The sequence below is a fragment of the Apilactobacillus timberlakei genome (genome assembly GCF_002993965.1).
In the GTDB taxonomy this organism is placed as follows: Bacteria; Bacillota; Bacilli; order Lactobacillales; family Lactobacillaceae; genus Apilactobacillus; species Apilactobacillus timberlakei.
The window spans coordinates 255,755-269,038 of record NZ_POST01000001.1; the positions used below are offsets into that span (position 1 = coordinate 255,755).

At 27.6% G+C, this 13,284-nt stretch carries 14 protein-coding genes; 1 reads left to right on the forward strand and 13 read right to left on the reverse strand.

The window, feature by feature from the left end; translation table 11 throughout:
* The first annotated feature begins 144 nt into the window (after positions 1-144).
* On the forward strand, positions 145-936 hold the full coding sequence (locus C7N71_RS01345; protein WP_105987388.1) for a hypothetical protein: 792 nt from the start codon (positions 145-147) through the stop codon (positions 934-936).
* A 273-nt stretch (positions 937-1,209) separates the two neighbouring features.
* On the opposite strand, the gene C7N71_RS08015 is transcribed toward C7N71_RS01345, so the two are convergent.
* From C7N71_RS08015 to C7N71_RS01405, 13 genes are all read right to left on the reverse strand, one after another.
* Complete coding sequence (locus tag C7N71_RS08015; RefSeq protein WP_140921678.1) at positions 1,210-1,464, reverse strand: multidrug efflux MFS transporter; 255 nt, start codon at positions 1,462-1,464, stop codon at positions 1,210-1,212.
* Complete coding sequence (locus tag C7N71_RS08020; protein WP_140921679.1) at positions 1,439-1,597, reverse strand: multidrug efflux MFS transporter; 159 nt, start codon at positions 1,595-1,597, stop codon at positions 1,439-1,441. The genes C7N71_RS08015 and C7N71_RS08020 overlap by 26 nt, the downstream gene beginning before the upstream one ends.
* Positions 1,598-1,937: 340 nt before the next feature.
* Positions 1,938-2,093 carry a hypothetical protein gene (locus C7N71_RS08025; protein WP_157944331.1) on the reverse strand — a complete coding sequence of 52 codons (156 nt, stop codon included), beginning with the start codon at positions 2,091-2,093 and terminating at the stop codon, positions 1,938-1,940.
* Between the two features lie 41 nt (positions 2,094-2,134).
* The gene (locus C7N71_RS01355; protein ID WP_105987390.1) at positions 2,135-2,905 is read right to left on the reverse strand and encodes an Abi family protein; all 771 of its coding nucleotides are present in this window, start codon (positions 2,903-2,905) and stop codon (positions 2,135-2,137) included.
* A 247-nt stretch (positions 2,906-3,152) separates the two neighbouring features.
* A complete protein-coding gene (locus C7N71_RS01360) occupies positions 3,153-4,370 on the reverse strand; it encodes an MFS transporter (protein ID WP_105987391.1) in 1,218 nt (405 codons plus the stop codon).
* Between the two features lie 392 nt (positions 4,371-4,762).
* Positions 4,763-5,137, reverse strand: coding sequence for a hypothetical protein (locus C7N71_RS01365; protein ID WP_105987392.1), 375 nt, complete (start codon positions 5,135-5,137; stop codon positions 4,763-4,765).
* A 297-nt stretch (positions 5,138-5,434) separates the two neighbouring features.
* On the reverse strand, positions 5,435-6,463 hold the full coding sequence (locus C7N71_RS08300; protein ID WP_105987394.1) for an acyltransferase family protein: 1,029 nt from the start codon (positions 6,461-6,463) through the stop codon (positions 5,435-5,437).
* A 128-nt stretch (positions 6,464-6,591) separates the two neighbouring features.
* Positions 6,592-7,833, reverse strand: a complete 1,242-nt coding sequence (locus C7N71_RS01380; RefSeq protein WP_225361855.1) for a hypothetical protein — start codon at positions 7,831-7,833, stop codon at positions 6,592-6,594.
* Between the two features lie 165 nt (positions 7,834-7,998).
* Positions 7,999-8,463, reverse strand: coding sequence for a VanZ family protein (locus C7N71_RS01385; protein ID WP_157944333.1), 465 nt, complete (start codon positions 8,461-8,463; stop codon positions 7,999-8,001).
* Positions 8,453-9,895 carry an oligosaccharide flippase family protein gene (locus C7N71_RS01390; RefSeq protein WP_105987397.1) on the reverse strand — a complete coding sequence of 481 codons (1,443 nt, stop codon included), beginning with the start codon at positions 9,893-9,895 and terminating at the stop codon, positions 8,453-8,455. Before C7N71_RS01390 ends, C7N71_RS01385 begins: the two co-directional genes overlap by 11 nt.
* Before the next feature lie 71 nt (positions 9,896-9,966).
* Complete coding sequence (locus C7N71_RS01395; protein WP_181399543.1) at positions 9,967-10,830, reverse strand: GT-D fold domain-containing glycosyltransferase; 864 nt, start codon at positions 10,828-10,830, stop codon at positions 9,967-9,969.
* Between the two features lie 107 nt (positions 10,831-10,937).
* Positions 10,938-12,320: a hypothetical protein gene (locus C7N71_RS01400; protein ID WP_140921681.1), complete on the reverse strand. Its 1,383-nt coding sequence runs from the start codon at positions 12,318-12,320 to the stop codon at positions 10,938-10,940.
* Between the two features lie 10 nt (positions 12,321-12,330).
* Entirely contained in the window at positions 12,331-13,278 is a 948-nt protein-coding gene (locus C7N71_RS01405; RefSeq protein ID WP_105987400.1) for a glycosyltransferase family 2 protein, read from the reverse strand.
* Between the last annotated feature and the right edge of the window lie 6 nt (positions 13,279-13,284).

The following is a 13,284-nucleotide window of genomic DNA, read 5'->3' on the forward strand; positions in this document are numbered from 1 at the left end:
TATAATTATATATATTGTGAAATAAAACACAATAATTTTGACTCATAATAAATAAAAAAATTCTATTATGTAGAATAAAAGATTTAATCATATGTTAAGATTAAATCATATTACTCGTTTATATTAAAAAAGGAGACATGAACATTGAAAAAAAAAGATTTCAAAAAACAAAAAGATTTCATTAATTACACTAAAGAACATAAATTTGATAAAATGTGTACCTTTCTAACCTATCCTTTATACGAAAAGAAGTTAAAAGATACTGATTCAAATAAAAAAGTTAAAAATATTTCTTCATATGTTGAATTAACAAATGAAACTATTAATTCATCCGATTATTTCCTAGAAAAAATGCAAATTAAGAATGGAATTGTGTTCTTAGGATTAAATGAAGCTAGTATCGGTACTCAAATAGATGAAAATCATAATTCATTTCAAACTATGCACAAATATATAAGAGCTCTAAATGAAAAAAGAAACACCTCTAAGGACTATGCAATAGCTAAACTAGTACATAATGTTAAAGCTGTTGAAGGAAGCTTTGCTTTTGATATAATAAATGGGATTCAAATCACACATATGCCAGAATTAAATAGTGTGATTAAAAAGATGAATAAAAATAAATTTGAAATAAAGAAAAATAAAGAAAACTTTATAGGCTTACCTATAAAAAACAATAATACTAATAATTTATATAAACATATTAAAGACTATGACATACCTATTTTCTACAAATTAATGAGGAAATTAGATCCAAAAGTAGTAATTTGTTTTGGTAATAACTCCAATTCACTAGCAAACACATTTAACCAACTGTGTGATTTAAATCTAAACATTTTTAAAATGGATCATTATTCTTACACGGGTAATGCTAAAAAGTATGGAAATGAAGATGAAAGACGTAAGAATCAAGTAATTAATATTTTAAATAATTAAAATGTATTAATAATACTCAAATAAAAATCCCTAGAATTCAACATGTTGACTTCTAGGGATTTTTATAGTTTGTCACATACTCTTCGGTTAATCCAAACTTGAAATACCTAATAACTATAACTTATTTTATGTCAAATTATTATATATACTTATTAAATATCGTAATTATTCCTTAACTCCGGTACCTTCCACTTAACTAAAATTAAAGTAATTAAAATGACTAAGGCACTAACGTAAAAGACCATATCATAATCCCAAATAGATGAAACAATACTACCTAAGATAGATCCAATACAAATTCCAATAGCCTGCCAAGCTAAACGCCATTCCAGTTGAATTATCAGGAGTCCCTTTGGCTAATAAAGTTTGCACTGATGGAAACAATGCAGCATTGGAAATTCCGGTTAAAAATCTAAAAATACCAAAGAATAAGACACTAGGCGCAAATTCTTGTGGGAATAAGAACAAAATAGCTAGTAAGAAGCCAATTGTTAAAACCCGGTTAGAACCTATCGCCAAAGCGGCCAAAAATTGGTGAAGTCATGACCATTTCAATTCCGGGTAAAGCTGCTACAATTTCTGAGATAACCGATGCATTACCGGAACAATGCATTAATTCTTTGACATACAAAGTAATTAACGGATTAATCGAGTTGTTCATAATCTGTAAAACAATGGAGATGTTTAAAATCCAGGTAATAAACCGTGGATTGGAAAAACTTTTAATAATCTTAATCGTAGATTGCTTCTTTTCTTTTAACTTGGCTAGATCTGGATTAAAACTCTCTTTAACAAATAAGATAGATAATTCCACTCCAAGATGGTAAAAATAAACATTAAGTTGCTAAAAGGGTTAGTTTTAGTTATAAAAATTTTTTAAATTTAGGTTAAAAGTACTTTATGCACTTAGCGTTAATACAAAAAAGGTCCTAATCACAAATTGATTATAACTTAAATATTTTTCTTACCAACAATAGTTGACGAAGAACCCAAATAATGCATTATTTAATGAAAGTTTTGTAGTCATCTGGAAAATTCATATCATGCAGAATTGAAGCAAAGCTTACAGAAGTAAATATATCATTATATGTATCTAATAAATTAAATAGACTATTTTTCAATTCTTCAAAACATTTTTTAGTTAAAACTAATTTCAAAGAAATAACTAATTCAAAAATTCCTCTTTGACTAGATATTTTTAAGTTTTTAAGTTTAAATCCTTTTTTATATTTTGAAAAGATGGCCCTTTAGTTAAATGCATATAATAAGTAATTTCTCCATGAGCAACCGCATTCCTAAAGTTATTAACAAGATGATTTACTGAATCTAAAGATTCAACTTGAATTTTAACATCTTCATTGTAATTATCTTTATATTTTTTAGAGAATTCTTTAGCTATACTTATTCTGACCTGTTCATCAATATTTCTATAAAGATAGTTAATATCCCCAAAAGTCAAAAAGTTTACTAATACCCATAGTGGAACCTGATTATAATTATTAAGATAATGTTTTATAGCATTATCATAGTCTTTTAGAGAATATTTTTTAATTGTATTATCTAAGTTGTTAATTGTTTTATTAACACTATTATGTTTATAGTCTCTATAATTTTTAACATTCAAATAAGATTTTTCTTCAGGATGATTTTTACAAAAGATATATGATACTTTAGCTTTTAAATTAGATTCATATTCTAATAATGCTTTATATAAAATAGATCTTAACTCTTTATCAAAGTCGTACAATCCTCTAATTTCAAAAAAACTACTACCTTTTATAAATCTTTCAGGTTTAATAATTTTTCCAACACTATTTCTACTAAGAAATAACCACTTATATCCATTAACAATTGAATAATATCCAAATTGTCTAAGACTTATTTCAGTTTCATCATCTATTATAAGACCACGATTATTCAATATCTTAATTTGTTCTTCAATTGTTTTAAAAGGTTTTTGGTTGTCCATATTTTTCTCCTGATTTATAGTAAACGAAAGGCCTTAGTATAAAATACCAAGGCCTTTCGTTAGTTCAGCACCTATCTCCTCGGGCCCTCTGAACTTAATCTATATTTAATTATAACTATAAATAAAGTTATGTCAAAACACTAAATATAGATAATAAATAAGATGAAGCGCAATAATATTGCTTATAAATACAACATATAGTATGTATATGCTGTATTATTTTAAGCAAAAAAATATATTTTTTTGCTTAAATATTATAATTATTCCTTAACTCCGGTACCTTCCATTTAACTAAAATGAAAGTAATTAAAACGACTAAGGCACTAACGTAAAAGACCATATCATAATCCCAAATAGATGAAACGATACTACCTAAGATAGATCCAATACAAATTCCAATAGCCTGCGCCCCTTGGTTCAAGCTAAATGCCATTCCAGTTGAATTATCAGGAGTCCCCTTAGCAAGTAGCGTTTGGACCGATGGAAATAGTGCCGCATTGGAAATTCCGGTTAAAAATCTAAAAAGACCAAAGAATAAAACACTAGGCGCAAATCCTTGTGGAAATAGGAATAGAATCGCTAGTAAAAAACCAATCGTTAAGACTCGATTAGAACCATGTTTATCACTAAAACGACCAAATAATGGTGAAGTCATTACCATCCCAATTCCTGGTAATGCAGCTACCAACCCTGAAACTAATGATAAATCGCCTGAACTACCCATTAATTCTTTCACATACAAAGTAATTAATGGGTTAATTGAATTATTCATAATCTGTAAGGAAATCGAAATAATTAAAATCCAAGTAATAAAACGTGGGTTGGAAAAACTTTTAATAATCTTAATTGTAGACTGTTTTTTCTCTTTAAGTTTGGCTGGATCTGGTTGAAAACTTTCTTTAACGAATAATAAAGTTAATGCAAAAAATGAAAATAATAACAATCCCGTCAACATAAAAGAAATTCGAATACTAAACAACCGGACTAAAAAGCCACCAAAGATAGGCCCCACTAGAAAACCACTAGTATAACCGGTTGAAAGTAAACTTAACGCATAACCAGTTTTTTTACGGGGAGTTCCAGTTGCTACTAACGCAATTGAATTAGGAATCACCCCATCAAAGAATCCCTGTAAAGCCTTTAAAAAGAACAATTGCCAAACATTAGTACAAAAAGCCATTAGAAAAATGGTAATAGCAGAACCCAATGAAGTTTGTAATACCATGCGCCTTCGACCATGTCGATCAGCAAAACGACCCCACATCGTAGAAGTAAAAATTACTACTAAAAATGGAACCGCATAAATAATCCCACTCCAAATCGATAAGGCATTCTTATCGAATGAACCTAATTGGGATATATATAATGGCTGAAATGGAATGACTTCACTAAATGCCACTCCGGTTAAAAACGTTCCGAATAACAATATCCATAAGTTCTTACGCCAATATGAATTATCGTCCAAATTATAACCTCCTCATTATATTTACTGTGTAATTACCAACATAACGATTATTAAAATAAAAGGCAAGAAAAAAGTAACAAAACCTATATTAAGATTTTGTTACTTAGTGGATTTACAAAATTTATTACGATAAATTTTATTTTTTCAATAATCCAATTTTTTTATCAATAGCACCTYCGTGCAGTATTTACCATATGACGAATAATGTAACACTCTTTGTACATCAATTATTCCCAGTTCATCTTTCATACTTTTACCATTTATTGTACATCTATCTACTAAGATCTTAGTAAGTCTTTCAGATTTTATACCAAAGCAAATCAAGAACTTGGGCTTAATGAGAATCATAATGTATACAAAAGCTGGGATACCATAATCTACAATATGTTTCACTAACTTGTCAACACATTGATTATACTCATCTTTTTTAGTTTCATTTCTGTGCTTATATAATTTTTCACATCATATAATTCAATAGGTTCAATACTTTCTAAATCAAACTCCGTTTGACTCAGATTAAAGTCGGCATCAGGTTTCTTTTTAAGACGATTAATCGCATCATCAATGATTGGTAACTTTGTGGCTCTTACATTATTAATTATGTCAAACATAAAACAACCCTTTACTAGATCCCCATGTTTTGCATTTTCAATCATACGTGGAATAAAGGAGTCCTGCGAAGTTAAATGCATGGTTTGAAAAGAACAATTGTTACTGTGATTTTTAAAATCAGCGGAATTCAAACCCACTAAAGCAAAATCTCCCAAGTGTATTTCTTCTAAAAATTCTCTTTTATTATATACTTTATTTAGATTATTATTGTATATTTTTTCTCAGCTAATCTTGCCAAATCCTTCTTTTGCACACCACTATCATTCAAATATTTTGAATTAGGATATACAGCGAAGCTAGATACATGTGCACAGCTATCATGGACTTTCCCATCGATTATACTAAGAAACTTTTCTTTAGAACATCTATTACTATTCATAATCATTCCCCAATTATTTAAAATTATACTCTAAAAATTTACTTATTGAACTACTATAAATAGTATAAATTCTCTACTTCTGCAATAACCATTTCCCGAACTTGGTACGCCAAACAATACTATTAATATATTTCATAGGGTAAAATATAAAATATATTAATGGAACTCTGTTTGTAATGTTTGAAATCGTTATTGATATTAGTCCCGCAAGCGCAAATAACACTATGGGAGAAACAAATAATGTATAAGAATTTATAGGAATAAATTTATATATGAAATATCTTAATATAGCTATAATTGGCACATGTACTAAATAAATCACCAATGTATTTTTACCATAATAATCAAAAAACATAGATACTTTACTATTCAATGGTATTTTGGAGTAAATATTCATAAGGAGAACAATCCCCAATGATTTTGCAATAATAGAACTAGTTACATATGATATTGGTATAGAAATTATAAACAACGCAATTAAATTTAACATACTTATTCTCAAAAAACTGAATTCCGTATTCTGATCAATATTCTTCAATATATATCCGATATAGAAATAGAGTATGTATTGTAATGATACCTGCAAACCTGGGAAAAAATAATTAGGGTATAAAGATGTTATTACATTTATAGAAAAAAATAGAAGCAACTGAAAATACCTGTTAAATTTTAACAAGCTTAACACACCAACAATTAAAAATATTATGAATAAGGCGTATAGGAACCATAAATATCCTATGGACGAGTAAAAAATATTTAAAAGATCATCATATCCATGTAGATGTTTTACATTATTACCTCCAGATATATTTTGAAGAAAAACATAAATTATTGAAAATAAAATATAAGGCACGATCAAAGAAATAACTTTCTTATAAATTAATAAAACGTAATCATGTAGACTACTTATTGGTTTATACAAATAACCAGAAATAGCGAAGAAACAGGGCATTATAAAGATTGATAGCAAATATACTATACTTCTGTAATAAGTTCCATCAAAATTTATTAGTGTATAAAAATTGGTGAGACTATGAAATAAGACAACGCCCAAAATTGTAATACCTTTCGAAAAGTCTAACCACTCTATTCTCTTATTAATAGTGAGATTCCTCCAATTAAAACCAGTTTCTCATAGCTTATAAATTAACCTTTCAATCTGTCATTACAATGGATTATATTTTTTCAATAATCAAATTTATGCATTAACGTCACTGTCAAAAACTACATTTACTTTTTCTTGTAATAATGGTCCACATTCCAGAAAATAGAACGGAACAATTTATCATTTCCATTTCCTAAATAATCATACGCATTCATGTAATGTTTGTTTGAAATTCTTTTATTTATAGATTGTAAATATATTGAGTTTTGGCCTCTTTCTTGAATAGATGAACTGTAGGCAGTGAGATTAATTTTTAAGTTATTCTCATCGCTTTTTTTCCAACGATTAAAATTAGAAATGAGTTTTATAGAAGAAACATCGTAAACATGAATTTGCTTAACAATCTCTCTACCAAAGGAAATCATTATTACAAATAATGGCAACAACAAAATAATACTAATCATCTTGTTATCATCCTTATATCTTTTAAAAAAAGATAAGCATATATTAATACCAAAGAATGCATACACAAAGTATGATGGCACCAAATATCTAAAATGAAAGCTTTCAAGTACCAATAACATATTAACAAATACAACAATCATAGAATAAATATAAAATAATTTGAATTCATTTTTTAAGTGCTTATGATAGGCAATAAAAGGAATAATGAAGACCATAAACATTAAGCTTTTTAAGAATGGCACAAGTGAGTTCTTAATACTATCCATTGAAATAACTCCACTGGGTATCAACGATGTTTGGATAGATAAGATATAAATACAAGGAATAAACGATATTAATGATACAATTCCCGCTATAAATATGACTACGGCTTTGTGAGTCTTACCTTTAATGACAGTATCAATAAAAAACAAGAATAAGTAAGTTCCGGCAACTACTGCCGAAAAGTAATTTGTATAAAAATTTAAAATAGTGGCTAAAGTGAAAATAAAAAGATACTTTTTACTAGGCTTACAATTGATATATATGATTAAATAGTAAATTTCTATTGCCATCAACATGATAGAAAAGGCATACATCCTTATATTAGTGAGTTGCTCACCATATCCTGTAATGAATGGCATAAATAAAAATGCAAACCATAGTAAATATTTATTATGTTTAAATCCGAAATACTCAGATAATCTACATAAATAATAAAAAGCTATCATAGAACAAATAATTGAGAGTACTCTAGCAAAAAACACTTCCACAAAAATATTAGACGTCCAAAAAGTTGTAAGGGTCAAAAAAACTTTTAACACAATATAATAAAGAGGTGGATGAATATCTAATGCTGTTAGGTCTAAAATTTCTTTGTAGTTATGATGAACCATGCCCATTGTAAAGGCTTCGTCATCCATGAAAGTTGGATGCATATAGAAAGCAACCAAGATAATAGTGAAAATCGATACAAATATTAGTTGCTTGTTTTTTGACAAAATTTTAATAAAAATCAATCCAATCTAACTAAATTTTTTAATATAGCAATAAATGATAAAGTAATATTATTTTATTGACGTGCTTAACTATTTGTTAAATATTCTCATTAAAATAACTATTAACAACTTTAACGCGTAGAAACCAATAACCACTCCCATAGCATTGGAAATGACATCATTAATGTCAACAAAACGCATAAAGCCATTCAAAGTATTGTCTAAAATAAATTGGATGCTTTCAATAAGAACCCCTGTAAGCAATCCAGTTAATAATACCCAATTAAAATGAATAGTTCGATTACTAAGAAGCAACAATAATCCACCGACTGGCATCGTCATAACAACATTCAACCAGAAGCCCATATCATGAAGTTCTTGAAATGGTACATACACCACTGGAGCTTTGCCAACCATCACCAAACTAGGTAATGAAGAAGCTCCAACATTCAGTGGCAGTGGAAAATTAGGCGTAAAAACTAAATATGCAATAAAGAGTGATAGTAATAATAAAATGAATATTAAAATAAGTCTAAATTGATTGTTAATTTTCATTTTTTCTCCTAATCTTACCAACCAGGTAATTGATAATACCAATAACATCATGCTTGTAAAATAACAATGTCACAACTGCGTATATAGCAATATAAAGCAACAATAGTGAAATACCATTAATAAGACTAGCAATAACGATGAACAACATTATAATACAAAAGACATAAAGATAATTTTTAATAAAAGCCACTTTATAATTAATATGCAGATAAAGTTCTAAAGAGAAAAACCAAATCAATGCAGATATCAATGAAACATATGCCAAAGCTATCGGTGTACCAAAAATAAAGTAAGCCCCCCACGACATGACAATAGAAACAATAATGTTAAACACATTAATCAATAAATAACTTCTGTTCTTTTTCAAATAAATAAAAAAGTTAAAAATCACTATATCCACAATTGAATTAATGCATACCAATGGAATAATAGGCTTCAAGAATGTGAGTGAAGAACTATACTTAGATAAAAAGTTATTAACTATAAATTCAAACGGATAGTATAGACTAATCATCAACATCGATAATATTGATATATACTTAACTATATTAGAATGATTTTTAATAACTGTTTCCTTTTTGTATTTCTTCATATAAGGAAATACCATGGATGACATTGAATTTAGTACCGTTGATATAACTGAAACAATGCTATATGTAAAAGCATACTCAGCGTATACTGATGATCTGAATAGCATCGAAATAATTTGATTATCCAGATTAGTAAATATATTAGCACTTTGATAAGATATCGTTAAAAAAATACCATTCTTAAATAATTGTAAAATGTCTTTGAAATGATTTTTTAATCTATCGTGAGTTCCAAATGTTAAATTACGATACTTATAAATATAAATAAATGTCATAACAAAATTGGCGGAGATAATAAAAATAAGATAATAATATAAGCTAACTCTATGGAAAATATTATAAATAAATATAGATGAAATTATCATAATAATATTAAACATAGATTGAAGAAAGTTCATAAATGCAATTTGACTGAACCTCAATAAAGATCTAGCTATAAATTGATAATATGTCTGAACGTTATTTAAAAAGATAGATGCGCAGATTAGTAAAAAAATGACTCGAGTAATGTAATCCAAGTTAAGTACAAAAATACATAAAGCCATCACAAAAGATATAGCTACTTCAAACTCTAAAAAGAACCTAGAAAATAGTCTTATATTAATAACATCCATATCCTCGTACTCATTACCAGAAAGTCTAATTAGAATACCATCGACAAATCCAAAATGAAATATAGAGACATACCCTGTATATAACATAAATAACTTATAATCTCCATAATTACTCTTATCAAGAACTGTTGGTATTACAAATGATGCTAAAATACCAGTAATCAAAAATAAAGTATTGCTAAAAACCATTTTTGAGGCATCTTTAATAAAGCTACGAATTTTATACAAAACAAATTACTCCAATTTATAAAATATGTTAATCATAAAAGTTGAAATAGATTTAAATGTGTCACTCAAGTCTATTTAACAATAGCAACTACTTCTTTATCAAAAGTTGAATTAGATAATGTCAATGCACCATGACCGCCACTAACTTCGTTGACATACTTATATTTTAAATCGACTTTTTCCTTAGCTCCCATCAAGTACCACTCATATTCTACGTCTATATGTCCAATATCAATTGCTCTGTAACCATTCATAAATAAATCATAGGATAAAACCGTTGCGGTAGGGCCCAAAGATATTAAAACTAAAAAATCTCTATTGATATTTAAAAAATCAATAGTTGTTTTTAATATATCATTATAAGAGTCAAAAGCATTTTTATATGGACACTCTATTCTTCTAATCTCTTTTACATTGTCAAAAAGATCATCATCAGCACCCAGTCTCGACTCATTGCCTTCAACTATTAATATCTTTTTAGACCTCCACACTTTCTTTAAAGTAGAAAAGGTCTTATCGGCAATATCTCTATTATTAAAATCAATATAAGGTCTTGTCACAGCAGTATTCCAATAATTTTGATGTTTATTAATAATTTTTTTTAAATATTTTCTGCGCCTAATAATATATATTTTCCAAAACAAATCAATATTAAAAACATATTGGTCATTACCGATATTTGTAATGTAATCGGGTACTCCAATCATAAAATCATCATTATTACTACTAAACACTTCTTTAAGTCTTTCAGATAATAAAGGTGATGACCGTTCAAAGCTCTTCTTATTATCACCCCTAACATTAAACATCCATGAAATTTCACCATCCCCAAATCTACCTATAGATTTGTTAGTTTTTTCCAATTCTTTGGCTGTTCTCTCTATACTAGCAACATTATCAGAAGATACACTTTTATAAACCTTATCAAAAAACATTGGTACAATAATGTGTCTATATATTCTCTCTCTAAGAAATTCAAATAACTTGATCATATATTCATTCACCTCTTAAAAATTTCATCATTTAACAAATCATTTCTTATTTACTTACCCAAAACTATATAATATTTTAAATTATCATAGAATTTATCATTAGCAAACTGTTTTAAAACTATATTCCTGTTTTTACTGGTCAAAATTATTTTCTTATGGATACTGCCGGCATACATAACGCTTTGAGTCAGTAAATTCTGCTTAGACTTTTCATCGTCACTGGCATGACTGAAGTTTTCATGTAATCTTATATATTTAAAATTGATCATATCAATATCAGATGAATTATAATCCTTAATAAAGTGAAATTCTTTAAAAATATATGAATTATTCTTCAAATTTGTATTCGCAGAAAACAAAATCGAAAATATAAAGATTAAAGGAACAGCGAGCATATAAAAATTATTGAACTCAATCTTGCTATTACGTATATGAAACGAAAAATAAGACATAGATAAAAATTCGAAAAGCAGAAATGACGGATACATATATCTAAGCATTAATATTGGATTATCTAAAATGGAAAACATGAATACTAATGACAAAGTGACCACATTAACTATCAATATAATAATAAGGTCTCTTCTCTTATCACTCTTATTTACAGTAATTAGTTTTACAAACATATATGTAAATAAAAATGCAATCAAAAGTATCAGAAGCATATTCTTTAACAGCAACCCATATCCTATCCAATAACCTTTTGATACGTTTCCTAATTGATTCAAAGAGCTGTATCCTATCCAAGGTATATTGAAAATCAAAAATCCCATTCCAATAAATAAAAATATACTAAAATATTTATATGACTTTATAGCTAAAAAGTATACACAATAAGATAAAATCAGTATTCCTGACATCATAGCTGAAAAATAATGCGTATAAGAAGAACAAATAGATAATATTATTATCAAAGATAGACTATATTTGGAGTCATTATTCAAATATTTTAAAATATAGTAAAATGACATAACAAAAAACATCGCAGACAGAGAATACATTCTTATATTAAAAAGTGCCTGAGCATCATATGGATTCCAATATAGGACTCCTGGTAACATCAAAAATATGATAAACTGCTTTTTCATACTAATACTTATAGTAAAATAATTAGAAAGCTTACGTAAATAGAAAAATGTTGCGACTGAAAATATAAAGGACAAAATTCTTGCAAAAATTACTTTTAGTAAAAATGAATTTCCAAAATACCCAATTGGAAGCAAAAATGTTTTTAGCATAATATAGTATAGTGGTGGATGAACATCTATAGAATCTAGATATATCATTTTTCTATAACTGTGACTTACCAGATTAATAGAAAACCCTTCATCGGCATTGAGCCACAGTCTAAAGCAAGAAAGCATTATGCAAAACACAATTAATAAATATATAATATTGGTATAGTTTTTCTTATTAAGCAATGATTTTTTCAACACTAATCTCCTAAAATAATTTTTTAATAACCTTAAATAATTTAAAGCCATATTTATTCTTAAGTAGAACCAGCTCTATTTTCTCTCTAAAAGACCATGCTATATCACTATTATATTTGTGATATATCTTTAAGAACCTATCGTTGTCAATATTTAGAATAGCAGCTTCCTGGTAATAAATTAAAGATAGTTTAACAATTTGTCTTTTTAGAAAAGATTTACTTCTATCATCCAATAGTGACTCGTTTTCAAATACTTTAATGTAAGCAGACAATAATGTGGTTATGTTACTAAACATTTCAGCATTCGGTTTCTGTTTGCTGGCACTCAATGTATTATAACGATAATGATAGGTCGCTATATGACGTACTTTGATCATTTCACATTTTCTAAGATAAGAAAAAACAAAGAGAAGATCCTCTCCAAAATAAATTGATGTATCAAATCTATTTCGAGGAGAACTACTTAGTATTTTCACATTAAATAGCTTGTTAACCAGAAATCCTTGAATTCTAATATCCTTTAAAATTTTGTAATAAACTGACCTAACGGATAATAAATTATCATCTGGTATCATAGGCACATCTTTATTTACTAATTTATTGTAGTACCCAGTTACTATCATCTGAACATCCGGGGAAATTTCATTCATCATCATCTCAACGTGATTATTATCCACATAATCATCACCATCGATGAAAATCAAATACTTTCCACTAACATTTTCTAGTCCTTTATTTCTGGCTGCTGATACCCCGCTATTATTTTGGTGTATATATTTGAATCTAGCATCAACGTCCACATACTCTTTACATATTCTCGAAGAATCATCAGTCGATCCATCATCTACCATGATTACTTCAATATTGGTATACGTCTGATTCTTAATAGACTGTAAACATGGCGCCAAATATTCATGTGCATTGTAAATTGGCACAATTATTGAAACCTTATCCATAGAATT